At 59.4% G+C, this 26,642-nt stretch carries 19 protein-coding genes and 2 tRNA genes; 18 read left to right on the forward strand and 3 right to left on the reverse strand.

Going from position 1 to position 26,642, the window contains the following annotated elements; translation table 11 throughout:
* The first annotated feature begins 6 nt into the window (after nt 1-6).
* The 9 genes from mutL (at nt 7) to AC3I0A_RS02530 (ending at nt 11,565) form a co-directional block, all read left to right on the forward strand.
* Entirely contained in the window at nt 7-1,905 is a 1,899-nt protein-coding gene (gene mutL, locus AC3I0A_RS02490) for a DNA mismatch repair endonuclease MutL (protein ID WP_489378388.1), read from the forward strand.
* Nucleotides 1,905-2,876: a tRNA (adenosine(37)-N6)-dimethylallyltransferase MiaA gene (gene miaA, locus AC3I0A_RS02495; RefSeq protein ID WP_489376076.1), complete on the forward strand. Its 972-nt coding sequence runs from the start codon at nt 1,905-1,907 to the stop codon at nt 2,874-2,876. The genes mutL and miaA overlap by 1 nt, the downstream gene beginning before the upstream one ends.
* A 97-nt stretch (nt 2,877-2,973) precedes the next feature.
* Nucleotides 2,974-3,234: an RNA chaperone Hfq gene (hfq, locus tag AC3I0A_RS02500; protein ID WP_150640442.1), complete on the forward strand. Its 261-nt coding sequence runs from the start codon at nt 2,974-2,976 to the stop codon at nt 3,232-3,234.
* Between the two features lie 12 nt (nt 3,235-3,246).
* Nucleotides 3,247-4,548 carry a ribosome rescue GTPase HflX gene (hflX, locus tag AC3I0A_RS02505; protein WP_489376077.1) on the forward strand — a complete coding sequence of 434 codons (1,302 nt, stop codon included), beginning with the start codon at nt 3,247-3,249 and terminating at the stop codon, nt 4,546-4,548.
* A 96-nt stretch (nt 4,549-4,644) separates the two neighbouring features.
* Nucleotides 4,645-5,814, forward strand: coding sequence for an FtsH protease activity modulator HflK (hflK, locus tag AC3I0A_RS02510; RefSeq protein ID WP_489376078.1), 1,170 nt, complete (start codon nt 4,645-4,647; stop codon nt 5,812-5,814).
* Entirely contained in the window at nt 5,814-6,683 is an 870-nt protein-coding gene (hflC, locus tag AC3I0A_RS02515; RefSeq protein ID WP_489376079.1) for a protease modulator HflC, read from the forward strand. The genes hflK and hflC overlap by 1 nt, the downstream gene beginning before the upstream one ends.
* Before the next feature lie 277 nt (nt 6,684-6,960).
* Nucleotides 6,961-8,148, forward strand: a complete 1,188-nt coding sequence (locus AC3I0A_RS02520; RefSeq protein WP_489376080.1) for an ATP phosphoribosyltransferase regulatory subunit — start codon at nt 6,961-6,963, stop codon at nt 8,146-8,148.
* Between the two features lie 54 nt (nt 8,149-8,202).
* Complete coding sequence (locus tag AC3I0A_RS02525) at nt 8,203-9,492, forward strand: adenylosuccinate synthase (protein WP_489376081.1); 1,290 nt, start codon at nt 8,203-8,205, stop codon at nt 9,490-9,492.
* A gap of 138 nt (nt 9,493-9,630) precedes the next feature.
* The gene (locus AC3I0A_RS02530) at nt 9,631-11,565 is read left to right on the forward strand and encodes a methyl-accepting chemotaxis protein (RefSeq protein WP_489376082.1); all 1,935 of its coding nucleotides are present in this window, start codon (nt 9,631-9,633) and stop codon (nt 11,563-11,565) included.
* A 230-nt stretch (nt 11,566-11,795) separates the two neighbouring features.
* Here AC3I0A_RS02530 and AC3I0A_RS02535 read toward each other — a convergent pair.
* Both AC3I0A_RS02535 and AC3I0A_RS02540 read right to left on the reverse strand, forming a co-directional pair.
* A tRNA-Leu gene (locus AC3I0A_RS02535) sits at nt 11,796-11,882 on the reverse strand.
* Nucleotides 11,883-12,048: 166 nt separating this feature from the next.
* Nucleotides 12,049-12,135, reverse strand: a tRNA-Leu gene (locus AC3I0A_RS02540).
* Nucleotides 12,136-12,361: 226 nt separating this feature from the next.
* On the opposite strand from AC3I0A_RS02540, the gene rnr reads away from it, so the two are divergent.
* The 7 genes from rnr (at nt 12,362) to dnaB (ending at nt 19,684) form a co-directional block, all read left to right on the forward strand.
* On the forward strand, nt 12,362-14,992 hold the full coding sequence (gene rnr / locus AC3I0A_RS02545) for a ribonuclease R (protein ID WP_489376083.1): 2,631 nt from the start codon (nt 12,362-12,364) through the stop codon (nt 14,990-14,992).
* Nucleotides 14,989-15,756 (forward strand): 23S rRNA (guanosine(2251)-2'-O)-methyltransferase RlmB, encoded by a 768-nt coding sequence (gene rlmB / locus AC3I0A_RS02550; protein ID WP_489376084.1) that lies wholly within the window; start codon nt 14,989-14,991, stop codon nt 15,754-15,756. The genes rnr and rlmB overlap by 4 nt, the downstream gene beginning before the upstream one ends.
* A 317-nt stretch (nt 15,757-16,073) precedes the next feature.
* Complete coding sequence (gene rpsF, locus AC3I0A_RS02555) at nt 16,074-16,499, forward strand: 30S ribosomal protein S6 (RefSeq protein ID WP_075117604.1); 426 nt, start codon at nt 16,074-16,076, stop codon at nt 16,497-16,499.
* Nucleotides 16,500-16,527: 28 nt separating this feature from the next.
* Nucleotides 16,528-16,758: a 30S ribosomal protein S18 gene (gene rpsR / locus AC3I0A_RS02560; protein WP_002551829.1), complete on the forward strand. Its 231-nt coding sequence runs from the start codon at nt 16,528-16,530 to the stop codon at nt 16,756-16,758.
* Between the two features lie 36 nt (nt 16,759-16,794).
* Nucleotides 16,795-17,688: a hypothetical protein gene (locus tag AC3I0A_RS02565; RefSeq protein ID WP_489376085.1), complete on the forward strand. Its 894-nt coding sequence runs from the start codon at nt 16,795-16,797 to the stop codon at nt 17,686-17,688.
* Between the two features lie 18 nt (nt 17,689-17,706).
* The gene (rplI, locus tag AC3I0A_RS02570; RefSeq protein ID WP_419117026.1) at nt 17,707-18,153 is read left to right on the forward strand and encodes a 50S ribosomal protein L9; all 447 of its coding nucleotides are present in this window, start codon (nt 17,707-17,709) and stop codon (nt 18,151-18,153) included.
* Between the two features lie 136 nt (nt 18,154-18,289).
* Entirely contained in the window at nt 18,290-19,684 is a 1,395-nt protein-coding gene (gene dnaB, locus AC3I0A_RS02575) for a replicative DNA helicase (RefSeq protein ID WP_489376087.1), read from the forward strand.
* 30 nt (nt 19,685-19,714) lie between these two features.
* Here dnaB and AC3I0A_RS02580 read toward each other — a convergent pair whose 3' ends face one another.
* The gene (locus tag AC3I0A_RS02580) at nt 19,715-20,206 is read right to left on the reverse strand and encodes a hypothetical protein (RefSeq protein ID WP_489376088.1); all 492 of its coding nucleotides are present in this window, start codon (nt 20,204-20,206) and stop codon (nt 19,715-19,717) included.
* A 484-nt stretch (nt 20,207-20,690) separates the two neighbouring features.
* Between AC3I0A_RS02580 and AC3I0A_RS02585 the strand changes: the two genes are divergently transcribed.
* Both AC3I0A_RS02585 and AC3I0A_RS02590 read left to right on the forward strand, forming a co-directional pair.
* Nucleotides 20,691-22,994, forward strand: coding sequence for a YgiQ family radical SAM protein (locus AC3I0A_RS02585; RefSeq protein ID WP_489376089.1), 2,304 nt, complete (start codon nt 20,691-20,693; stop codon nt 22,992-22,994).
* Between the two features lie 347 nt (nt 22,995-23,341).
* Entirely contained in the window at nt 23,342-26,617 is a 3,276-nt protein-coding gene (locus AC3I0A_RS02590) for a transglutaminase family protein (protein WP_489376090.1), read from the forward strand.
* The last annotated feature ends 25 nt before the right edge of the window (nt 26,618-26,642 follow it).

Genomic DNA, 26,642 nt, shown 5'->3' on the forward strand with positions numbered 1-26,642 from the left:
GAGATGCTGAGCAATAACGCGCGTATCGAGCTGCTCAGCCCACGGCTGGCGAACCAGATCGCCGCCGGTGAGGTGGTCGAGCGCCCGGCGTCAGTGATCAAGGAATTGCTGGAAAACAGCCTCGACTCTGGTGCCAGGCGCATCGATGTCGATGTCGAGCAAGCCGGGATCAAGCTGTTGCGCGTGCGCGATGACGGCAGCGGCATCTCTTCGGATGACCTGCCGTTGGCCCTGGCGCGCCATGCCACCAGCAAAATCCGCGATCTGGAAGACCTCGAGCGCGTCATGAGCCTGGGATTCCGTGGTGAAGCACTGGCGTCCATCAGCTCGGTGGCGCGCCTGACCCTGACCTCCCGCACCCGCGATGCCGAGCAGGCCTGGCAAGTCGAGACCGAAGGTCGTGACATGGCCCCGCGTGTACAGCCGGCGGCCCATCCGGTCGGGACTTCGGTGGAAGTGCGCGATCTGTTTTTCAATACCCCGGCGCGGCGCAAGTTTCTCAAAGCCGAGAAAACCGAGTTCGATCACTTGCAAGAAGTGATCAAGCGCCTGGCGCTGGCGCGTTTCGACGTGGCGTTCCATTTACGCCATAACGGCAAGACCATCCTCAGTCTGCACGAAGCCCAGGACGATGCCGCTCGCGCCCGGCGTGTGGCGGCGGTTTGCGGTGCGGGGTTCCTCGAACAGGCGCTGCCGATCGAGGTCGAGCGCAACGGTCTGCATCTATGGGGCTGGGTCGGGTTGCCGACGTTCTCCCGCAGTCAGGCGGACTTGCAGTATTTCTACGTCAATGGCCGTGCCGTGCGTGACAAACTGGTGGCTCACGCGGTGCGTCAGGCATACCGGGACGTGCTGTTCAATGGTCGGCATCCGACGTTTGTGCTGTTTTTCGAAGTCGACCCGGCGGTAGTGGACGTCAACGTCCACCCGACCAAACACGAAGTGCGCTTCCGTGACGGGCGCATGGTTCACGACTTCCTTTATGGCACCTTGCACCGCGCCTTGGGCGACGTACGTCCGGAAGATCAGCTGGCCGCGCCAGCCGCTGTCGCTGGCATTGCCCGACCAACCGGCATCGAGGCCGGTGAGTTCGGGCCGCAGGGCGAAATGCGTCTGGCGGCCAATCTGCTGCTGGAACAGCCCCAGCCGCAACCGCCAGTCAATACGCCAGGATCAGGCGCCGGGGCGGGTTATCAATACCAATACACGCCACGGCCGCAGTCGGTGCTTCCGGCCGCCGAAGCCCAGAGTGCCTATCGCGAGTTTTTCGCACCGTTGCCGCAAAGCGGGGCTGTGTCATTGCCCGACGGCCAGGGTGATATTCCACCCTTGGGTTATGCGCTGGCGCAGCTTAAAGGTATCTACATTCTCTCGGAAAACGCCCAGGGCCTGGTGCTGGTGGATATGCACGCGGCCCATGAGCGGATCATGTATGAGCGGCTGAAAGTTGCCATGGCCAGCGAAGGCCTGAGTGGCCAGCCATTGCTGGTGCCTGAGTCGATCGCCGTCAGTCAGCGCGAAGCGGATTGCGCTGAAGAGCACGTCAGCTGGTTCCAGCGTCTGGGCTTCGAGTTGCAGCGGCTGGGCCCTGAAACCCTGGCTATCCGGCAAATTCCGGCGTTGTTGAAGCAGGCCGAGGCCAACCGGCTGGTCCATGACGTGCTGGCGGACTTGATGGAATACGGCACCAGCGACCGGATTCAGGCACATCTGAACGAGTTGCTCGGGACCATGGCCTGCCACGGTGCGATTCGTGCCAATCGACGCCTGGCCTTGCCGGAAATGAACGGTTTGCTGCGCGATATGGAAAACACCGAGCGTAGCGGTCAATGCAACCATGGCCGACCGACCTGGACCCAAATGGGCCTGGACGATCTGGACAAACTATTCTTGCGCGGTCGTTGATGAGCCAGCTCCCTCCAGCCATATTTCTGATGGGCCCGACGGCTGCGGGCAAGACCGATCTGGCCATCGAGCTGACCAAGGTGCTGCCCTGCGAGTTGATCAGCGTCGATTCGGCGCTGGTCTACCGCGGCATGGATATTGGCACCGCCAAGCCTTCAAAAGAGCTGCTGGCGCAATTTCCGCACCGATTGATCGACATTCTCGACCCGGCGCAGAGCTATTCGGCGGCGGATTTCCGCACTGATGCCCTGGCGGCCATGGCCGACATCACCGCGCGCGGTAAAATTCCGCTGCTGGTGGGCGGGACAATGCTCTACTACAAGGCTTTACTCGAAGGTCTGGCGGACATGCCGGCAGCCGATCCGCAGGTACGTGCGCAGATCGAGGAAGAGGCTGCACGCCTTGGCTGGCAAGCCCTGCACGACCAACTGGCGGTGATCGATCCGGAATCGGCGGCGAGAATCCATCCCAATGATCCGCAGCGACTGAGCCGGGCGCTGGAAGTTTATCGCGTCAGCGGCCTGAGCATGACGGCCCATCGGCAGCGACAATCTGCGCAAAGTACTGAAGCAGCCGCTTCGGGACGCGGACAATTGCCCTATACTGTCGCGAACCTGGCTATCGCACCGGCGAACCGTCAGGTACTGCACGAACGAATTGCACAAAGATTCACACAAATGTTGGAACAGGGGTTCATTGACGAGGTCGTAGCTCTGCGTTCCAGAGGTGACCTGCATACCGGGTTGCCGTCTATACGTGCTGTAGGCTACCGACAAGTCTGGGATCATCTGGATGGCAAGCTGACGTCAGCCGAGATGCAGGAGCGCGGCATCATTGCCACGCGCCAATTGGCGAAGCGCCAGTTCACCTGGCTACGCAGCTGGGCTGACCTGCATTGGCTGGACAGCCTGGATTGCGACAATCTGCCGCGCGCCTTGAAATACTTGGGAACGGTCTCCATATTGAGCTGAGTCCTTGCAATTGCCGTCTATCCTTTGGGGGAGTGGCGGCCACAAGCCATCTGTTTTCTAATTTTTTTTATTATTGATCCTTAAAGGAGTGCGGCACATGTCAAAAGGGCATTCGCTACAAGACCCTTACTTGAATACTTTACGTAAAGAGAAAGTGGGGGTTTCCATCTATCTGGTCAACGGGATCAAACTGCAAGGTCAGATCGAGTCCTTCGACCAGTTCGTGATCCTGCTGAAAAACACCGTCAGCCAGATGGTTTACAAGCACGCTATCTCGACAGTGGTGCCGGTTCGTCCAATTCGTTTGCCTAGCGCAACCGAAACCGAACAAGCTGACGCTGAGCCAGGTAACGCCTGATAGGAGTCTCCTTTGTTCTTTGAGCGCCACGGTGGTGGTGAGCGGACAATTCTCGTTCACTTGGATGGTCAGGACCCTGAGGCGCGCGAAGATCCGCAGGAGTTTCAGGAGTTGGCTATATCGGCCGGCGCCGAGACCGTCGCGTTTTTTAACGTGCCGCGTCAGCGGCTAACCGCCAAATACCTGATTGGCAGTGGCAAGGTCGAAGAATTACGCGACCTGGTCAAAGCCGAACAGGTAGATCTGGTGATTTTCAATCACGTCCTCACGCCCAGTCAGGAACGTAACCTCGAACGTGTTTTCGAGTGTCGCGTGATTGACCGTACGGGCCTGATTCTCGATATCTTCGCCCAACGCGCCCGCACCCATGAAGGCAAGCTCCAGGTCGAACTGGCCCAGCTTGATTACATGAGTACGCGACTGGTTCGCGGCTGGACTCACCTTGAGCGGCAGAAAGGCGGTATCGGTCTGCGCGGCCCGGGTGAAACCCAGCTCGAAACCGACCGGCGACTGCTGCGGGTTCGCCTGCGGCAGATCAAGGGGCGTCTGGAGAAGGTTCGCAGCCAGCGCGAGCAATCGCGACGCGGGCGCAAGCGTGCTGACATTCCGACGGTTTCACTGGTGGGTTATACCAACGCCGGCAAATCGACGCTGTTCAACTCGGTGACCGATTCCGACGTCTTCGCGGCCAACCAGCTGTTCGCCACTCTCGACCCGACCCTGCGCCGTATCGAGCTCGACGACCTCGGTCCGATCGTGCTGGCTGATACTGTGGGTTTCATCCGCCACTTGCCGCACAAACTGGTCGAGGCATTTCGGGCTACGCTTGAGGAGTCGAGCAACTCCGACCTGTTGCTGCACGTGATCGACGCCCATGAACCCGAGCGTATGGCCCAGATTGAACAGGTCATGGTGGTGCTCGACGAGATTGGCGCTCAAGACTTGCCGATCCTGGAGGTCTATAACAAACTCGATTTGCTCGAGGGCGTGGAGCCGCAGATCCAGCGTGATGCCGATGGCAAACCGCAGCGGGTCTGGTTGTCGGCGCGGGACGGTACTGGTCTGGATCTGCTAAAACAGGCTGTCGCAGAATTGCTCGGTAACGATTTATTCGTCGGCACCTTGCGCTTGCCGCAGCGTTTTGCTCGACTGCGTGCACAGTTCTTCGCGCTGGGTGCAGTACAGAAAGAAGAGCACGACGAAGACGGCATCAGTTTGCTGGCTGTTCGCTTGCCACGGGTCGAGTTGAATCGGCTGGTGAGTCGCGAAGGCTTGCAGCCGTCGGAATTCATCGAGCAACACACTTTGCAATAAAAGCCTGAAAAAGCGGTTGTGCCGCTGTGACAGGCATTCTGTAGCATTGGTCGGCGCGCCGTGGGTGCGTCTTTGCTTTATCAGATGGAGAGCGCTATGGCTTGGAATGAGCCGGGTGGCAACTCGAATAATCAGGATCCTTGGGGTGGTAAACGCCGCAATAATGGCGACCGCAAGGGGCCACCAGATCTCGACGAGGCCTTCCGAAAGCTACAGGAAAGCCTGAATGGGTTGTTCGGTGGTGGTAAGAAACGTAGTGACGACGGCGGTGGTTCGGGCAAGGGCGGTGGTTACGGCTTGCTCGGCATCGGTCTTGTCGTGCTGGCGGCTGTCTGGCTGTACAGCGCGGTTTACGTGGTAGACGAGCAGGAGCAGGCCGTGGTGCTGCGCTTCGGCAAATACTATGAAACCGTCGGGCCGGGCCTGAACATTTACTTCCCGCCGATCGATCGCAAGTACATGGAAAACGTCACGCGTGAGCGTGCCTATACCAAGCAGGGTCAAATGCTGACTGAAGACGAAAACATCGTCGAAGTGCCGCTGACCGTGCAGTACAAGATCAGCAACCTGCAAGACTTCGTGCTGAACGTCGATCAGCCGGAAATCAGTCTGCAGCACGCGACCGAAAGCGCCCTGCGCCATGTGGTGGGTTCCACCGCGATGGACCAGGTGCTGACCGAGGGTCGTGAATTGATGGCCAGCGAAATCAAGGAGCGTCTGCAACGCTTCATGGATACCTATCGCACCGGTATCACTGTCACTCAGGTCAACGTTCAGAACGCAGCCGCACCGCGTGAAGTCCAGGAAGCCTTCGATGACGTGATCCGCGCTCGTGAAGATGAGCAGCGTTCGCGCAACCAGGCTGAAACCTATGCCAACGGCGTCGTGCCGGAAGCCCGTGGTCAGGCCCAGCGCATCCTCGAGGATGCCAACGGTTACCGCGACGAGACCGTCTCTCGCGCCAAGGGTGAGGCCGATCGCTTTACCAAACTGGTGGCCGAGTACCGCAAAGCCCCTGAAGTCACCCGCCAGCGTCTGTACCTGGACACCATGCAGGAAGTCTTCAGCAACACCAGCAAGGTGCTTGTGACCGGTAACAAGGACGGGCAGAGCAATCTGCTTTACCTGCCGCTGGACAAGATGGTCGACAGTGGCCGTAGCGGCACTACGTCGGTAACCGGCGCGGCAGCGGTTGGCAGCAACGATGTGAGTACGCGCGCAGCGGATTCGCAGCAACAGCAAACGCGTTCCAGGGAGAGTCGCTGATGAGCAATAAATCGCTGATCGCCCTTATTGTCGGCGTCGTCGTGGCGATCGCTGCCTGGAACTGCTTCTACATCGTCGCTCAGACCGAGCGAGCGGTGTTGCTGCAGTTCGGTCGCGTGGTCCAGGCTGACGTTCAGCCGGGCCTGCATGTGAAAGTGCCTTACGTTAACAAGGTGCGTAAGTTCGATGCGCGCCTGATGACGCTCGATGCACCGACACAGCGCTTCCTGACGCTGGAAAAGAAAGCTGTCATGGTCGATGCCTACGCCAAGTGGCGCGTGAAGGATGCCGAGCGCTTCTACACTGCGACATCCGGCCTCAAGCAGATTGCCGATGAACGCCTCTCGCGTCGTCTGGAATCGGGCCTGCGTGACCAGTTCGGCAAGCGCACCCTGCACGAGGTGGTTTCCGGTGAGCGTGACGCGCTGATGGCGGATATCACGGCTTCGCTGAACACGATGGCGGAAAAAGAGTTGGGCATCGAAGTGGTCGATGTTCGGGTCAAAACCATCGATCTACCGAAGGAAGTGAACCGCAGCGTGTTCGAGCGTATGAGCACCGAGCGTGAGCGTGAAGCTCGTGAGCATCGCGCCAAAGGTAACGAGCTGTCAGAAGGCATCCGTGCCGACGCCGATCGTCAGCGTCGCGTGCTGTTGGCTGAGGCTTATCGTGAGTCGGAAGAGGTTCGCGGTGATGGCGACGCTCAGGCCGCCTCGATTTACTCCAAGGCCTACGGTCAGGATCAGGAGTTCTACGCGTTCTACCGCAGCCTGCGCGCTTACCGTGAAAGCTTTGCGAACAAATCCGACGTCATGGTTCTGGACCCAAGCAGCGACTTCTTCCGTTATCTGGAAAAAGCCAAGCCTTGATGGGGCATCCCGCCGAGCGGCTAAAGCGCTTGGCGGGGTGATCCTTTGGGAAAACGAGTGTATGATGCGGCAGCCGGGAAATTCCCGGCTTTTTTGCGTCTGCACGTTTGATTGGCTGGAGTTCGCTTGAGAACCTGGCAAGATTTTTCGAGGAAAGTGCGCTGCACAGCCTTTTCAGGCTGCCTGTCCGGCTGAGTTCGCGCCGGATGCGAGTACTTTCTGCTTCACTCAAGGCTCGCCCAAGGGCTTGCCGCCCGGATCACAGGGGAATGGCGTAATGGCAACGGTAGACCGCTGGCTGCTGCCAGATGGCATCGAAGAAGTACTACCACCAGAAGCTGCGCGCATCGAAGTGGCGCGCCGTCAGGTGTTGGATCTGTTTCAGAGCTGGGGCTATGAGTTCGTCGTCACCCCGCATATCGAATACCTGGAATCGCTGCTGACTGGCGCAGGTCAGGATCTCGATCTGCGGACCTTCAAGGTGATCGACCCGCAGTCGGGTCGGCAGATGGGCTTCCGTGCCGACATCACGCCGCAAGTGGCGCGCATCGATGCGCACACCCTGCGTCGCGAAGGTCCGAGCCGCCTGTGCTATGCCGGTAGCGTTCTGCATGCGCAGCCGCGCGCCTTGTCGTCCTCGCGCAGCCCGATTCAACTGGGCGCCGAGTTGTACGGCGATGCCAGCCCGAGCAGCGACGTTGAGGTCATCAGCCTGATGCTGGCGATGCTGCAACTGGCTGACGTGCCGGATGTGCACATGGATCTCGGTCATGTCGGCATCTATCGCGGCCTGGCCCGTGCCGCCGGTTTGTCCGGTGAAGTGGAACAACAATTGTTCGATGCCCTGCAACGCAAGGCGATCGATGAGGTCATTACCTTGACCGAAGGCCTGCCTGCCGATTTGTCGGGCATGTTGCGGGCATTGGTCGATCTGTGTGGCGGGCGTGAAGTCCTGGCAGCGGCGCGTGAGCGTCTGGCCAATGCGCCGGCTCCCGTTCTGGCGGCGCTGGATGATTTGCTGGCGATTGCCGAGCGATTGTCTGCGCGTTTCCCTGAGTTGCCGCTTTACTTCGATCTGGGCGAGTTGCGCGGTTATCACTACCACACCGGTGTGGTGTTCGCGGTATTCGTGCCGGGCGTAGGCCAGTCCATCGCTCAGGGCGGTCGTTACGACGACATCGGCGCCGACTTCGGTCGTGCCCGTCCGGCGACTGGCTTCTCTACCGATTTGAAAACCCTGGTGACCCTGGGGCGTGCTGAAATCGAGCTACCGTCTGGCGGTATCTGGATGCCTGACAGTACGGACGCAGCACTCTGGCAGCAGGTTTGCCAGTTGCGCAGTGAGGGTCAACGTGTCGTTCAGGCGCTGCCTGGACAGCTTTTGGCCGCCGCCCGTGAAGCGGACTGCGACCGGCAATTGATTCTGCAGAACGGGCTTTGGCAAGTATTGCCGCTGGCTTCTTGAGTTTTCCTGCCGGCGGCTGCCGGCACCAAGTTTGCGCGAATGAGGACAAGTGTTATGGGTAAGAATGTCGTAGTCCTGGGCACCCAATGGGGTGATGAGGGCAAAGGCAAGATCGTTGATCTGCTGACCGAACATGCCGCCGCCGTAGTGCGCTATCAGGGTGGCCACAACGCCGGTCACACTCTGGTGATCGACGGCGAGAAAACCGTCTTGCACCTGATCCCGTCGGGCGTGCTGCGCGAAGGCGTGCAGTGCCTGATCGGCAATGGTGTGGTGGTTGCACCTGACGCCTTGCTGCGTGAAATCATCAAGCTGGAAGAGAAAGGCGTACCGGTGCGCGAGCGCCTGCGTATCAGCCCGTCCTGCCCGCTGATCCTGTCCTTCCACGTTGCGCTGGACCAGGCCCGTGAAAAGGCCCGTGGCGAGCTGAAGATCGGTACCACCGGTCGCGGCATCGGCCCGGCGTACGAAGACAAGGTTGCACGTCGTGGCCTGCGTGTTGGCGACCTGCTCAACATGCCGCGCTTTGAAGACAAGCTGCGTGAACTGGTGGACTACCACAACTTCATGCTGGTGGGTTACTACAAAGAGCCGGCCATCGAATTCGAAAAGACCCTGGCTGAATGCAAAGAATACGCTGAGCTGCTCAAGCCGCTGATGCTGGACGTGACTGCCGAGCTGCACGACCTGCGTCGCGCCGGTAAAGACATCATGTTCGAAGGTGCCCAAGGTTCGTTGCTGGACATCGATCACGGTACCTACCCGTACGTGACCAGCTCCAACACCACCGCTGGTGGCGTTGCTACCGGTTCTGGTGTTGGTCCTATGTTCCTGGACTACATCCTGGGCATCACCAAGGCTTACACCACTCGCGTAGGTTCGGGCCCATTCCCGACTGAGCTGTTCGACGAAGTTGGTGCGCACCTGGCCAAACAAGGTCACGAGTTCGGTGCGACCACCGGCCGTGCTCGTCGTTGCGGCTGGTTCGATGCCGTTATCCTGCGTCGCGCTATCGATGTGAACAGCATCTCGGGCATCTGCCTGACCAAGCTGGACGTACTCGACGGTCTGGAAACCATCAATATCTGCGTCGGCTACAAAGATGCGGAAGGCAAGGACGTTGCCCCGACTGACGCTGACAGCTACGTGGGCCTGCAGCCTGTGTACGAAGAAGTGCCGGGCTGGACCGAGTCGACCGTGGGTGCCAAAACCCTGGAAGAGCTGCCGACCAACGCCCGTGCTTACATCAAGCGCGTTGAAGAGCTGATCGGCGCACCGATTGACATTATTTCGACGGGCCCGGACCGCAACGAAACCATCGTTCTGCGTCATCCGTTCGCTTAATAAGTCGTTGATGTAAAACACAAAGGGCCCTTTATAGGGCCCTTTGTCGTTTCTGCCTGTCGGGCGGCACGACCTTTGCTGTGATTACCCTTTCGAGGATGCCATCAATTTAATGGCGCTCAAGTAGAGGGATTTCCTGTGTCGGCCGTTCTCTCACTGTTACAAAGCCGTTTGCTGCGGCCGGTGTTCGTTACGCTTGGTATCGCCCTTTTGGTGCAAGTGCTGGTGGCTGTTGCTCTGACCCGGAGTACGGTGACCGCATTGGAAGCCGATCTCGGTAATCGCCTGGGTGTCGATAGTCAGAAACTCTCTGGCGAACTCGAACAGGCGGGACGTGAAGTCACGTCGAGTCTCGACAGCCTGTCCGCCAGTACGCGTCAGCGCCTCGCGGCAGGGCTGTCCTCGCGACTGAAGGACGAGCAGGCGCAACTTCGTGCGACGTTGGAGAAGGGCTTGAAGGACTCGGCCAACGACATGGCCCAACTTCTTGCTTCTGTGGCTCCGCGCGCGATGTGGGACAGCGACGTCCCGACCCTTTCCGAATTCGCTCGGCGTGCCCAGCGCAATCCCAACGTGCTGTTCGTGGTGTATGACGACGCCACCGGCCAGCACCTGACTCGCTATATGAATCGGGAAAACCCGATCAACAAGGCCCTCCTGGAAAAAGGCCAGGGCGAGCGCGCGATGGATAAAGTGCTGGATGCGGCGAAAAACGATCCTTCGGTCTACTACCTCGAAGCCTCGATCAATCCCAATGGAGTGGAGATCGGCAAGGTCTTGATGGGCGTCTCCACGGCTTCGGTCGAGGCTGATCTGGCGGCTCTGGATAAGCGCTTCTCTGCCTTGATCGCCAGCGGCGACCAGCTGGTTGGCGATAGCCTCAAGGGTGCGGCGGCTGATAGCGCCACGGCCATGCGTGCGCGCTTGCAGTCGGCGCAAACCACCGCGGCCGAGATGAAGGGCAACACCACCAGTACCGTGCAGGAGGCCGCAGCAACGTTGCGCTGGCGGATCGGCATGGGCTTGGCGCTGGTCGGGTTCGGTGTCTTGCTGTTGCTGGCGGTGGTGCTGGGGCGTCGGGTGGTCAACCGGTTGCATCTGTTGATCGCCGCGCTCAATGACCTGGCGGCCGGCGAGGGCGATTTGACCAAGCGCGTCCAGCTCAACAGCAAGGACGAAATCGGCGAAATGGCCGCGGCGGTCAATCGCTTTGTGGATAAGCTGCAGCCGATTGTGCGCGAAGCGGGCGATGTGGCGCAGCGTACGGGGGTAGAGATCGGTGCCATGACACTGCGCAATGCCGGTGCCGATGCGGCGGCAGCGTCGCAGCGAGACGAGGTGGCAGAGAGCTTGCGCGCGTTGTCGCAGATGGCCGATGAGGCGCAGGCTGAAAGTCATGCCATGCAGGCGGCTTTGAAGCAGGTGGTGGATATCCGTCAGGCGACCGACGAGAACACGCGTACGTCGGCTCAGGTCGGCAGTCTGATCGAAGCGTTAGCCGGGCAAGTGGAGACCGGCGCCAAAGTGATCGAGCGCCTGGCGCAACAAAGCGAGCAGATCGAGGTGGTGCTGACGGTGATTCACGGAATTGCCGAGCAGACCAACCTGCTGGCGCTCAACGCGGCCATCGAAGCGGCGCGTGCTGGTGAAACCGGGCGCGGCTTTGCGGTGGTGGCCGATGAAGTGCGGGCGCTGGCGAGCAAAACCCAAAGCTCCACCGGCGACATCCAGGCGCATATCGGCGCCTTGCAGCAAGGTGCGCGCGAAGCGGTAGCGGCGATTGGCCAGGCGGGGCGCCAGGCCAGTGAGGGGTTGCTGGTGTTGCGTGACAGCGCGCGGCTGCAGCAATCGGTGCAGTCATCGGTTGAGCAGGTGCACGCAGCGATTGGTCTGGCTACCCAGGCGGCAGCTCATCAGGCAAAAGGCGCGCAGGCGGTACGCGGGAGGGTGGAAACCATCCACGCCCAGGCAGAGCGGGCGGCTCAGGCGGTGGTGGAGACAACTGCCAGCGGTAAAGTGCTGGATGGTCTGGCGGCGCAGTTGAAAGCGAGTCTGGGGCAGTTCAGGGCTTAAGCTTTTCGTTGTCTGGTCTGCCGTCTTCGCGGGCAAGTCGAATCGTCGCACCGCCGCTCCCACAGGTATCAGTTGCCTTTGTGGGAGCGGGCTTGCCCGCGAATGCTTTATCAGCGGCTCAAATACATCCGCGTCGTCAGCAAATAGATCGGCAGCCCAAAGCCAGAAACGCAAAAACCCGCTTTCGCGGGTTTTTGTGAAACTCAAGAACGATGCTCTTGAGTTTGAATTGGTGCCCAGAAGAAGACTCGAACTTCCACGACCTTGCGGTCACCAGCACCTGAAGCTGGCGTGTCTACCAATTTCACCATCTGGGCATTTATCTCCAGCGTTGCCGCTGTTGATGTGGCGCACTATACGGAGAGCGTTTTGATCTGTAAACCCCTGATTTGGTTTTAATAAATCAGACGCTTAGAATGCAAAAACCCGCTTTCGCGGGTTTTTGTGAGAGTCTGAAGATTCATGTAATCTCCAACTCTAAATTGGTGCCCAGAAGAAGACTCGAACTTCCACGACCTTGCGGTCACCAGCACCTGAAGCTGGCGTGTCTACCAATTTCACCATCTGGGCAGTATCGGCAACGCGTCTGCGTCGTCGATGGCGCGCACTATACGGAGCGTCTTTTTAACTGTAAACCCCTGTCATGAAAAAAACCTGGAAAATTTCACCAGAGGCATTCAAATCAGCTTTGCGGTGTCGATAAAGGGCTTTAGATGGGCTGTCATAGCCTGAAATTTCCCGTTTCATTACGCCTATGCCAAACTAACCCGCATATAGACAAGGTGAAAACTCTCTAATGGCCGATTGGCAGTCCCTCGATCCCGAGGCCGCTCGTGAAGCGGAAAAATATGAAAACCCTATTCCTAGCCGCGAACTGATCCTCAAGCATCTTGCTGATCGGGGTTCGCCGGCTAACCGCGAGCAGTTGGTGGAGGAGTTTGGTCTGACCACAGAAGACCAGCTCGAAGCCCTGCGTCGCCGCCTGCGCGCCATGGAGCGCGATGCTCAACTCATCTATACCCGTCGCGGCACTTATGCGCCGGTGGACAAACTCGACCTGATCCTTGGTCGCATCAGTGGCCACCGTGACGGTTTCGGCTTCCTGGTTCCGGACGACGGCAGTGACGACCTGTTCATGAGCCCGGCGCAAATGCGTCTGGTGTTCGACGGTGACCGTGCGCTGGCCCGGGTTTCCGGTCTGGATCGTCGCGGTCGCCGCGAAGGCATGATCGTCGAAGTGGTGACCCGTGCTCACGAAAGCATCGTTGGTCGTTACTTCGAAGAGGGCGGCATCGGCTTCGTCGTTGCGGATAACCCGAAGATCCAGCAAGAAGTGCTGGTCACGCCGGGGCGCAATGCCGGCGCCAAAGTCGGTCAGTTCGTCGAAGTGAAGATCACTCACTGGCCGACGCCACGCTTCCAGCCGCAAGGCGACGTGGTCGAGGTCGTGGGTAACTACATGGCGCCGGGCATGGAAATCGATGTCGCCCTGCGTACTTACGACATTCCTCACGTCTGGCCGGAAGCGGTGCTCAAAGAAGCCGCCAAGCTCAAGCCGGAAGTCGAAGAGAAAGACAAAGAGAAGCGCATCGACTTGCGCCATCTGCCGTTCGTCACCATCGACGGTGAAGATGCGCGCGACTTCGACGATGCGGTCTATTGCGAAGTCAAGCCGGGCAAGCTGCGTCTGTTCTCCGGTGGCTGGAAGTTGTACGTGGCCATCGCCGACGTTTCCAGCTACGTGAAAATCGGTTCGGCACTGGATAACGAGTCCCAGGTACGCGGTAACTCGGTGTATTTCCCCGAGCGCGTGGTGCCGATGCTGCCTGAGCAGTTGTCCAACGGCCTGTGCTCGCTGAACCCGAAAGTCGACCGTCTGGCCATGGTGTGCGAGATGACCATCTCGAAAACCGGCGAGATGACCGATTACCAGTTCTACGAAGCGGTGATCCACTCTCAGGCGCGCCTGACCTACAACAAGGTCAGCACGATCCTCGAGCAGCCGAAAACCAGCGAAGCCAAACAGCTGCGTGGCGAATACTCGGATGTCGTGCCGCACCTCAAGCAGTTGTACGCGCTGTACAAAGTGTTGCTGGGTGCGCGGCATGTCCGTGGTGCGATCGACTTTGAAACCCAGGAGACCCGAATCATCTTCGGTTCCGGGCGCAAAATTGCTGAAATCACTCCGACCGTTCGTAACGATGCGCACAAGCTGATCGAGGAGTGCATGCTGGCGGCCAACGTGGCCACTGCTGAATTCCTGAAAAAGCATGAAATCCCTGCGCTGTATCGGGTCCACGATGGTCCGCCGCCGGAGCGTCTGGAAAAGCTTCGCGCGTTCCTGGGTGAGCTCGGTCTGTCGCTGCATAAAGGCAAGGACGGTCCGTCGCCGAAGGATTACCAGGCGCTGCTCGCCGGTATCAAGGATCGTCCGGATTTCCATCTGATCCAGACCGTCATGCTGCGCTCGTTGAGCCAAGCGGTTTATAGCGCCGATAACCAGGGCCACTTCGGTCTGAATTACGAAGCCTATACCCACTTCACTTCGCCGATTCGCCGTTACCCGGATTTGCTTACGCACCGGGCGATTCGCAGTGTCATCCATTCCAAACAGAACACCCCGCACGTCAAGCGTGCCGGTGCGATGACCATCCCGAAAGCGCGTATCTATCCGTACGACGAAGCGGCGCTGGAGCAGCTCGGCGAGCAATGCTCGATGAGCGAGCGACGTGCCGACGAAGCCACTCGTGACGTTGTGAACTGGCTCAAGTGCGAGTTCATGAAAGACCGCGTGGGCGAGTCGTTCCCGGGTGTGATCACCGCCGTGACAGGTTTTGGTCTGTTCGTTGAGCTGACGGACATCTACGTCGAGGGTCTGGTGCACGTCACTGCCTTGCCGGGTGATTACTACCACTTCGATCCTGTGCACCATCGCCTGGCCGGTGAGCGTACCGGTCGCAGCTTCCGCTTGGGTGACACCGTGGAAGTGCGGGTCATGCGGGTTGACCTGGACGAACGCAAGATCGACTTCGAGATGGCCGAAAAAACCATCAGCGCGCCGATCGGTCGCAAGAAGCGTACGTCGGGTGTCGATGTGCCTGCGGCGAAACCTGTTCCTGAGCCGGCAACGGCGAAAACCGGACGGCGGACTGCGGCGGATAAAAAATCCGGCGAAGCTTATCGCCCGAGCGATGCCGCGGCGAAAAACGCCGAGCTGCGCAAAAGTCGTGAAATGAAGCAGGCGTTGCTGAACGAAGCGAAGAGCGGCGGTAAAGCGGCGTCTGAGGGAAAGTCCGGAAGGTCGGGGCCAGCCAGTTCGACGGGCAAGCCAGCCAAGCCGAGTAAACACCGTAAAGGCCCGCCGAAAGCGGGCTCGGCTCCAGCCGCGAAAAGCGGCGGAGTGCGTAAACCTAAGGCCAAGCCATGAGTCAGTTGGAAAAAATCTACGGCGTGCATGCTGTCGAAGCGTTGTTGCGTCATCACCCAAAGCGGGTCAAGCAGATCTGGTTGGCTGAAGGTCGCAGTGATCCGCGGGTTCAGACGCTGATCGAGCTGGCGAACGAAAATCGCGTGGCCGTCGGCAACGCCGAGCGTCGCGAGCTGGATGCCTGGGTCGAAGGCGTGCACCAGGGCGTGGTGGCGGACGTGAGTCCGAGCCAGGTCTGGGGTGAGGCGATGCTCGACGAATTGCTCGATCGCACCGAAGGCGCACCGTTGCTGCTGGTGCTCGATGGCGTGACCGATCCGCACAACCTCGGCGCTTGCCTGCGTTCGGCCGATGCGGCCGGCGCGCTGGCGGTGATCGTGCCAAAGGACAAGTCAGCCACCCTGACCCCGACTGTACGAAAGGTCGCCTGTGGCGCGGCGGAAGTGATTCCGCTGGTCGCCGTAACCAACCTGGCGCGCACCCTGGAAAAGCTCAAGCAGCGTGGCTTGTGGGTCGTCGGTACGGCGGGCGAGGCTGAGCAGGATCTGTATCAGCAGGACCTGACTGGCCCGACCATCCTGATCATGGGCGCGGAGGGTAGCGGGATGCGTCGCCTGACTCGCGATCTTTGCGACTATCTGGTGCGCCTGCCAATGGCCGGTAGCGTCAGCAGTCTCAACGTTTCCGTGGCGACCGGTGTCTGCCTGTTCGAAGCGCTGCGCCAGCGCGGCGTTAAAGCCGCAGCGACCGTCAAGAAGTCTTAAGCCGTACGGCGATCCAAATGTGGGAGCGAGCTTGCTCGCGATAGCGGAGTAACATTCAGCATCAATGTTGAATGTTGCGCCCTCATCGCGAGCAAGCTCGCTCCCACATTGGTTTTTGGTGAAGCAACAAATTGTGGCATGAACGAACTGTTCAAATAATCACCAATTGCCTTGCACCTCTTCTGTCCCTTCTCTACAATTGCGCCCCTTGCTGTGACGGCAGGCACGCATGTGTCTATCGCAAGCAAGTCCACAGTGTCATTCACTCCTTGTCTGACCGCTTTTGAGCGGCAGGCTACAACCCGTAAGGAGCATTCATGCGTCATTACGAAATCATCTTTTTGGTCCACCCGGATCAAAGCGAGCAAGTCGGCGGCATGGTAGAGCGTTACACCAAGCTGATCGAAGAAGACGGCGGCAAAATCCACCGTCTGGAAGATTGGGGCCGTCGTCAACTGGCCTACGCAATCAACAATGTTCACAAGGCTCACTACGTGATGCTGAACGTTGAATGCACCGGCAAGGCCCTGGCCGAGCTGGAAGACAACTTCCGCTACAACGATGCAGTGATCCGTAACCTGGTCATCCGTCGCGAAGAAGCCGTTACCGGCCAATCCGAGATGCTCAAGGCTGAAGAAAACCGCAGTGAGCGCCGTGAGCGTCGCGACCGTCCTGAGCACTCCGACAGCGCCGATGGCGTTGATGGTGATGACAGCGACGCCAGCGATAACGCTGACGAGTAATCCACGGACCTTTTGAGGAGCCAATTACATGGCACGTTTCTTCCGTCGTCGTAAATTCTGCCGCTTCACCGCTGAAGACGTGAAAGAGATCGATTACAAAGATCTCAACACCCTGAAAGCTTATGTATCCGAGACCGGCAAAATCGTTCCAAGCCGCATCACCGGTACCAAAGCTCGTTATCAGCGTCAGCTGGCCACCGCTATCAAGCGCGCCCGCTTCCTGGCCCTGCTGGCCTACACCGACAGCCACGGCCGCTGAGACCGGGCAGTCGACACGTAGTAAGGGATTGAATGCATGCGCGCCTTAGCTGAGTTCATCATGCGCGGTCGTGTGCAGGCCACTCTGGTAGTGGCCGGATGTGCAGCATTGCCGTTGTTGTATTGGTTGGGTGCTGCCGCGGGAAGCTTCGTGCTCCTGCGGCGCGGATTGAAGGACGCCCTTGGCGTTCTTGCTCCGGGATTGCTACTGGCATTGGTCTGGTGGCTTTATTCCGATGATCCACGCGCACTTATGGTGTTGCTCGGCTCGTCGGCCCTTGCGTTGGTTTTGCGCGCAAGTGAGTCCTGGAACCGCGTGCTGCTGGTCAGCATAGCGATGGGGTTGGTGTTTTCAGTGGTGTTGGGTGCGGCTTTCCGCCCTCAGATCGAAAGCCTGGCGCAGGAGTTGGTAAAAATCCTGCCGCTGGCGCTTGGAGATCTCTACCAGCAGTTTTCGGTAGAAGAGCGAGCGCGTCTGACGTCACTGATTGCACCGATCCTGACCGGCCTGATTGCGGCCTTGTTGCAGATCGTCAGTGTGCTGAGCCTGATTCTTGGGCGCTACTGGCAGGCGTTGTTGTACAACCCCGGTGGTTTTGGTCGCGAGTTTCGCGCCATCCGAATCCCGCTGGGGCCGGCGATGTTGCTGCTGGCGTGCATGCTTGTGGGGCCGAATTTCGGTTCTCAGATGGCGATGTTGACGCCGTTGTGCAGCGTACCGCTGGTGTTCGCCGGGCTGGCCCTGATTCACGGGCTGGTGGCTGAAAAGCGACTGGCCCGATTCTGGCTGGTGGGGTTGTACGTAACGCTGTTGCTGTTTATGCAACTGATCTATCCGTTACTCGTGGTGTTGGCCATTGTCGACAGCCTGATTGATTTTCGCGGTCGTTTGGCGCCGAAAGACGCCGATAACGCGAACGGTGAAGGTTAAAAGTTAGAGGATTTTCACATGCAACTGATCCTTCTGGAAAAAATCGCCAACCTGGGCAACCTGGGCGATAAGGTAAATGTTAAGGCCGGTTACGGCCGTAACTACCTGCTGCCTTTCGGCAAAGCTACCGCTGCGACCGCTGCCAACCTGGCTGCGTTCGAAGAGCGTCGTGCTGAGCTGGAAAAACTGGCTGCAGACAAAAAAGCTTCTGCCGAAACTCGCGCTGCCCAACTGGCTGAGCTGGAAGTGACTATCACTGCCACCGCCGGTGACGAAGGCAAGCTGTTCGGTTCGATCGGCACCCACGACATCGCTGATGCACTGACCGCCTCTGGCGTTGAAGTTGCAAAAAGCGAAGTTCGTCTGCCGAACGGCACCATCCGCAACGTAGGCGAATTCGACGTAGCCGTGCACCTGCACGCTGAAGTTGAAGCCACCGTACGCGTTGTCGTGGTAGCAGCTTAAGCAGCACTTGTCGGCTGGCACCCTCGGGTGCTTGCCGGTAACATCGGGCACGATCCTGTTTACAGGTCGTGCCCTTTGTCTTTCTGCTGATCCTGATTTTCTCTGGTTGTAAAACCTTTCCTTATTTCAAGTGGCCATGAACGATATCTCCGCTCCTGAGCAATACGATCTGCAAACCGCTGCCCTGAAGGTGCCGCCGCATTCCATCGAGGCCGAACAGGCCGTGCTCGGTGGTCTGATGCTGGACAACAACGCTTGGGAACGCGTGCTCGATCAAGTCTCCGACGGCGATTTCTATCGACATGACCACCGCCTGATCTTCCGCGCCATCGCCAAACTGGCCGATCAGAACTCGCCGATCGACGTCGTGACCCTGTCCGAGCAACTGGACAAGGAAGGTCAGACTTCGCAAGTCGGCGGTCTCGGTTACCTGGGCGAACTGGCAAAAAACACGCCGTCGGTCGCCAACATCAAGGCCTATGCGCAGATCGTTCGCGAACGGGCGACTTTGCGGCAACTGATCGGCATCAGCACCGAAATCGCCGACAGCGCTTTCAACCCGGAAGGCCGCTCCGCCGCCGAGATCCTCGACGAAGCCGAACGGCAGATCTTCCAGATCGCCGAAGCCCGACCGAAAACCGGCGGTCCGGTCAGTGTTAACGACCTGTTGACCAAGGCCATCGATCGTATCGACACCTTGTTCAACACCGACAACGCCATTACTGGCCTGTCCACCGGTTACACCGACCTCGACGGGATGACCAGCGGTCTGCAACCTTCCGACTTGATCATCGTCGCCGGCCGTCCGTCCATGGGCAAGACCACCTTCGCCATGAACCTGGTGGAGAACGCCGTACTGCGCAGCGAGAAGGCGGTATTGGTCTACTCGCTGGAGATGCCAGGCGAATCGCTGATCATGCGTATGCTTTCGTCTCTGGGCCGGATTGACCAGACCAAGGTCCGCGCCGGTCGCCTGGAAGACGATGACTGGCCGCGTCTGACGTCGGCAGTCAACCTGCTCAACGATCGCAAGCTGTTCATCGATGACACCGCCGGCATCAGCCCCTCGGAGATGCGTGCACGTACGCGTCGACTGGTGCGTGAGCATGGCGAGGTTGGCCTGATCATGATCGACTACCTGCAATTGATGCAGATCCCGGGCTCCGGCGGCGATAACCGGACCAACGAGATTTCCGAGATTTCCCGCTCGTTGAAAGCCCTGGCCAAGGAATTCAACTGCCCGGTGGTGGCGCTGTCGCAGCTCAACCGTTCCCTGGAGCAGCGCCCGAACAAGCGCCCGATCAACTCCGACTTGCGGGAATCCGGAGCGATCGAGCAGGATGCCGACGTCATCATGTTCGTGTACCGGGACGAGGTGTATCACCCGGAAACCGAGCACAAAGGCATCGCCGAGATCATCATCGGCAAACAGCGTAACGGCCCGATCGGTACCACTCGCCTGGCGTTCATCGGTAAGTACACCCGTTTCGAAAACCTCGCGCCGGGTAGTTACAACTTTGACGACGAGTAGTTAATTGCAGTCGCTGCCGACACGCATGTCTTAACCGTCTACTGTTTTAACGCAAGTTTCTGTCCCGCGCCCACCGGCACCACGACCATCTTTGGCATCGCGCTGGTAGTACGGTGCATAATAAGATTTGTGCAAGGTGGTGGTGTATTTTCCATTGATGTCTTGATCATGGGTAATGGATGCCATGCCAACCCCGATATCAGTAGGGGCTTGCTGGCTGTCATTGGCAAAATACATTGCTAGCAATTGACCTTGTGCTGCCGCAAAGCCGGTATAGGTGGCAGGTGTTCCGCTGAGATCAACGCGAAGCTTGAATTGGTAGGCACCAAAGCTTTGGGCGAAATTGCTGGCTTTCTCGTCAAGAGTGAATGTCAGGTCGCCTTCAAAATGGCCTTCATGGCTGTCGTAACCCGTACACTTATAGTTACCCACTATATGCAAAGGGTCGGGTGATTGAGCCATGGCATTGTTGTAGAGTGAAAAAGATACTAAACAAATCGTTAAAAAACTTTTCCTGAACATTTGTTGCTCCTGTGATTAATGCATATAAAACCGAGTCTCGGCCTGTTCTACCTTTTCAAATTGATTTCTTCCTTGCAACCCAGTCATGCCCCAATTAATTAACAACTTATTTCTAAAGCCAACGCTTGATCTTCAACTTGTCGTTCTTTCGTTACCCTGCGCAATCTCCATGGTCAGACTCTGGTCGAGGATGAGCGAGCGAATCCCGGGCGAATCGCAAGTGCCTTCTTGCAAAGGCTGCATTCGATCCCGGGGGCAGGGGGGAGGCAGGGCCAGAATCGTGTCCTGGGTCGGTGTTTTTTCTTGAAGAATCACACTGTGGTGACTTATGGCTGACGAAAATATGACGAGCCGGCCGGGAAAGGCTTGATGGCAAAAGCCGACCACTATCGTCGGAATTGGTCAGTTTTTGTGCTATATTCCGCGACCGCGAAATTCTCAGTGAATAAACGCGTCCTTATCTACACCAACACCGGTCATCGACATGCAAGCAGCCAAGCCGTTATTTGACTATCCCAAGTACTGGGCCGAATGTTTCGGACCGGCGCCGTTCCTGCCGATGAGCAGGGAGGAGATGGATCAGCTTGGCTGGGATTCCTGCGACATTATCATCGTCACCGGTGATGCCTACGTCGATCACCCATCGTTCGGCATGGCGATCATCGGCCGCTTGCTGGAGTCCCAAGGCTTTCGCGTCGGCATCATCGCGCAGCCTGACTGGCAGTCCAAAGACGACTTCATGAAGCTTGGCGAGCCGAACCTGTTCTTCGGCGTCGCGGCCGGCAACATGGACTCGATGATCAACCGTTACACCGCCGACAAGAAAATCCGTTCCGATGACGCCTACACCCCCGGTGGTATGGCTGGCAAACGTCCGGATCGTGCGAGCCTGGTCTACAGCCAGCGCTGTAAGGAAGCCTACAAGAACGTGCCGATCGTTCTCGGTGGCATCGAAGCTTCGCTGCGCCGTATCGCCCACTACGATTACTGGCAGGACCGGGTGCGCAACTCGATCCTGATCGACGCCTGCGCCGACATCCTGCTCTACGGCAACGCCGAGCGAGCGATCGTCGAAGTCGCCCAGCGTCTGTCCTACGGCCACAAGATCGAAGACATCACCGATGTTCGCGGCACCGCGTTCATTCGTCGCGATACGCCGCAGGGCTGGTACGAGGTCGACTCCACGCGAATCGACCGTCCGGGCAAGGTCGACAAGATCATCAACCCGTACGTGAACACCCAAGACACCCAGGCTTGCGCGATCGAGCAGGAAAAGGGCCCGGTTGAAGACCCGAGCGAAGCCAAGGTCGTGCAGATACTGGCCAGCCCTAAGATGACCCGCGACAAGACCGTGATTCGTCTGCCATCGGTAGAGAAAGTCCGTGGCGACGCCGTTCTTTACGCCCACGCCAACCGCGTGCTGCACCTGGAAACCAACCCGGGCAACGCCCGTGCGCTGGTGCAGAAGCATGGCGAGGTGGACGTCTGGTTCAACCCGCCACCGATCCCGATGACTACCGAAGAAATGGACTACGTGTTCGGCATGCCTTACGCACGGGTACCGCACCCGGCGTACGGCAAGGAAAAGATTCCTGCATACGACATGATCCGCTTCTCGGTGAACATCATGCGCGGCTGCTTCGGTGGCTGCACCTTCTGCTCGATCACCGAGCACGAAGGCCGGATCATCCAGAACCGCTCCGAAGAGTCGATCATTCGTGAGATCGAAGAGATTCGCGACAAAGTCCCAGGCTTTACCGGTGTCATTTCCGACCTCGGCGGCCCGACTGCGAACATGTACCGCATCGCCTGCAAAACCCCGGAAATCGAATCCGCGTGCCGCAAGCCTTCGTGCGTGTTCCCCGGCATTTGCCCGAACCTGAACACCGACCACTCGTCGCTGATCCAGCTCTATCGCAGTGCCCGTGCGCTTCCGGGTGTGAAGAAGATCCTGATTGCCTCCGGCCTGCGTTACGACCTCGCGGTCGAGTCGCCGGAGTACGTCAAGGAGCTGGTGACTCACCACGTCGGTGGTTACCTGAAGATCGCCCCGGAACACACCGAGGAAGGTCCGCTCAACCAGATGATGAAACCGGGCATCGGCAGCTATGACAAGTTCAAGCGCATGTTCGAGAAGTACACCAAGGAAGCCGGGAAAGAGCAGTACCTGATTCCGTACTTCATTGCCGCGCACCCGGGCACCACCGACGAAGACATGATGAACCTGGCCCTGTGGCTCAAGGGCAACGGTTTCCGTGCCGATCAGGTGCAGGCGTTCTACCCGTCGCCGATGGCCACCGCCACCGCCATGTACCACTCGGGCAAGAACCCGCTGCGCAAGGTCACCTACAAGAGCGACAGCGTGACCATCGTCAAGAGCGAAGAGCAGCGCCGTCTGCACAAGGCGTTCTTGCGTTACCACGATCCGAAAGGCTGGCCGATGCTGCGTGAAGCCCTGACCCGCATGGGCCGTGCCGATCTGATCGGGCCGGGCAAGAACCAGCTGATCCCGCTGTACCAGCCAGCGACCGACAGCTACCAGAGCGCCCGTCGCAAGAACTCGACGCCGGCCGGCAGCCATAAAGTGGCCAAGGACACGACCACCAAAATCCTCACCCAGCACACCGGTCTGCCACCGCGTGCCAGCGATGGCGGCAACCCGTGGGACAAGCGCGAACAAGCCAAAGCGGCAGCCTTCGCGCGTAACCAGCAGGCGGCCAAGGAGCGCAAGGACGCGGCCAAAGGCAAAGGACCAAAGCCTGCGCGCAAGCCGGTGGTTCCGCGTTAAGCGCAGAGTCAGCCAATAAAACGCCAGCCCTCGGGCTGGCGTTTTGCGTTATAGCGGGTCGACAACCTGTTTGTTAAGAAAGTAACCACCCATCCCGCCCTTGCAGCGACCTGTGTAGATTCACCACCCCAGCCTCCAAAAAACGTTTCGGCAGCCCCTGCCTCAACCTTCTCGTGCATCTGTCCACAGCCCGCCACATTTACGTGCACCCCTTCGCACACTAAAGCGGGCATTGCGTGGTTTTGGTGCTGTACTGCCTCAAGTAACCGAAGAAAGCGCCTGACTTGTCCGGATGGCATAAGTCTTGCGCCACTTTCGATAACGCCCAGGCTCGCAGGAGGCACGCCGTGTCGATCCATGTCGCATTGCACCATGTCACCCATTACCGTTACGACCGTGCGGTCGAACTCGGCCCGCAGATCGTTCGCCTGCGTCCGGCTGCCCACAGTCGTACGCGGATTCTGTCGTATGCGCTGAAGGTTCTGCCCGAGCAGCACTTCATCAACTGGCAACAGGACCCCCAGGGCAATTACCTGGCGCGGCTGGTGTTCCCGGAGAAAACCGACGAGCTGCGGATCGAAGTCGATCTGCTGGCCGAGATGGCGGTGTTCAACCCGTTCGATTTCTTCCTTGAGCCCTACGCGGAAAAGATCCCTTTCGCCTACGCCGCTGACGAACAGCGAGAGCTGGCGCCGTACCTGGAGACGCTGCCGCTGACGCCGAAGTTCAAGGCGTATCTGGACGGCATCGACCGCACGCCGCTGCCCAGCGTCGACTTCCTGGTCGCGCTGAATCAACGCCTGAGCGAAGACATCGGTTACCTGATCCGTATGGAGCCGGGCGTGCAGACGCCCGAGCACACTCTGGAAAACGCCTCGGGCTCGTGTCGCGACTCGGCCTGGCTGCTGGTGCAATTGCTGCGCAACCTTGGCCTTGCCGCTCGGTTTGTCTCCGGTTACCTGATTCAACTGACCGCCGACGTCAAAGCCCTTGACGGTCCGTCCGGCACCGAGGTGGATTTCACCGACCTGCATGCCTGGTGCGAGGTGTACTTGCCCGGTGCCGGCTGGATCGGCCTGGACGCCACCTCAGGGCTGTTTGCCGGTGAAGGGCATATTCCGTTGGCCTGTAGTCCCGATCCGTCCTCTGCCGCGCCGATCAGTGGCTTGGTCGAACCGTGCGAGTGCGAATTTACCCACGAAATGTCGGTGGAAAGGATTTGGGAAGCGCCGCGGGTCACCAAGCCTTACACCGAAGACCAGTGGCTGGCGATTCAGGCGTTGGGCCGACAGATCGATGCGGATCTGCTCGAGGGCGACGTGCGCCTGACCATGGGCGGCGAGCCGACCTTCGTTTCTATCGACGATCCGGATGGTGCCGAGTGGAACACCGCTGCCTTGGGGCCGGCCAAGCGCACATTGTCCGCCGAGCTGTTTCAGCGCATGCGCAAACACTACGCGCCCAAGGGCCTGGTGCATTTCGGCCAGGGCAAGTGGTACCCCGGCGAGCAACTGCCACGCTGGTCGCTGAACTGCTATTGGCGCCGCGATGGCGTGCCGATCTGGCACAACAGCGCGCTGATTGCCGATGAGCAGCAAGACTACGGCGCTGATGGCGAGCTGGCCGGGCGTTTTCTGGCGAGTGTGGCCGAACGTTTGAAATTGCCGACACGCTTTGTGTTTCCGGCCTACGAAGACAATTTCTATTACCTCTGGCGTGAAGGCGCGTTGCCGCTGAACGTCAGTGCCGAAGACTCACGCCTGGGCGACGAACTCGAGCGGGCCCGCCTGCATAAAGTCTTCAGCCAGGGCCTGGACAAGGTCATCGGCCAGGTCCTGCCGCTGGCACGCACCGCCAAAGGCGATCAATGGCAGAGCGGTCGTTGGTACTTGCGTGAAAATCATTGCCGACTGGTGCCGGGCGATTCGCCGCTGGGTTATCGCTTGCCGCTGGCCTCGCAGCCTTGGGTGACGGCGGCGGAATATCCGTTCGTGCATCCGACCGATCCGAATCAGGATTTGCCGCAATTGCCGTCGACTACACAGTTGCAGGTCCATGGCGATCCGGCGGTCACCGTTGAACGTGTGCCAAAACTGGACGAGTCCGCCGACTGGCTGACCCGCACCGCGTTCTGCGCCGAGGCACGGGAAGGGCGGTTGTATCTGTTCATGCCGCCGCTGGAACGGCTGGAAGACTACCTGGAACTGGTCAGTGCCATCGAAGCCACCGCCGAAGAGCTGCATTGCCCGGTATTGCTCGAAGGCTACGAGCCGCCGAGCGATCCGCGGCTGAGCAACTTCCGTATCACCCCGGACCCGGGCGTGATCGAGGTCAACGTGCAGCCGTCCGCCAGTTGGGGCGAATTGGTGGAGCGCACTGAGTTCCTCTACGAAGAGGCGCGGCAGACGCGACTGACCACCGAGAAGTTCATGATCGATGGCCGCCACACCGGTACCGGTGGCGGTAACCATTTCGTACTGGGTGGCGCGACACCGGCCGACTCGCCGTTTCTGCGTCGCCCGGATCTGCTGCGCAGCCTGATCAGCTACTGGCATAACCACCCGTCGCTGTCCTACCTGTTTTCCGGATTGTTCATCGGCCCGACTTCCCAGGCGCCGCGGGTGGACGAGGCGCGGAACGATGCGTTGTATGAACTGGAGATCGCCTTTGCGCAGATGCCTAAACCGGGTGAGGAATGCCCGCCATGGCGGGTGGACCGCTTGCTGCGCAACCTGCTGATCGACGTGACCGGCAATACCCACCGCGCCGAGTTCTGTATCGACAAGCTGTATTCGCCCGATGGCGCGACCGGTCGCCTTGGGCTGCTGGAGCTGCGCGCCTTCGAAATGCCGCCCCATGCGCGCATGAGCCTGGCCCAGCAACTGCTGCTGCGGGCGCTGGTGGCGCGGTTCTGGCGTGAGCCCTATGCGCCGGCCAAGCTGGCCCGTTGGGGTACTGAACTGCACGATCGTTTCCTGTTACCGCACTTTATCGAGCAGGACTTTGCCGACGTTATCGTCGATCTCAATGCCGCCGGCTATGCCGTGCGCGCCGAGTGGTTCGCCGCGCATCTGGAGTTCCGTTTTCCGAAGGTCGGCGATTACGCGGTCAGCGGCATCGAGCTGGAATTGCGTCAGGCCCTTGAACCCTGGCATGTACTGGGTGAAGAGGGCGCGGTCGGGGGCACGGTGCGTTATGTCGATTCGTCGCTGGAGCGCTTGCAGGTCAAGCTAACCGGCCTGCCACCCCAGCGCTATGTGTTGACCTGCAACGGCATCCCGGTGCCGTTGCAACCGACCGGGCGGGTCGGCGAGTTTGTCGCCGGCGTGCGTTTCCGCGCCTGGCAGCCGGCCAATTGCCTGCAACCGACCATCCCGGTGCATGCGCCACTGGTGTTCGATCTGCTCGATAGCTGGATGCAGCGTTCGCTGGGTGGCTGTCAGTATCACGTCGCCCATCCGGGTGGGCGCAACTACGACAGCTTGCCGGTCAATGCCAATGAAGCCGAGAGTCGGCGCATGGCGCGCTTCTTCCGCCTTGGCCACAGTCCTGGCACCTTGCCGGTGCCCACTCTGACGATCAATGACGAGCTGCCGATGACGCTCGATTTGCGACGCTTCTAAAGCAGACGCGACGCCCGGATTTTTC

The organism is Pseudomonas sp. KH_024_B2, from assembly GCF_057839965.1.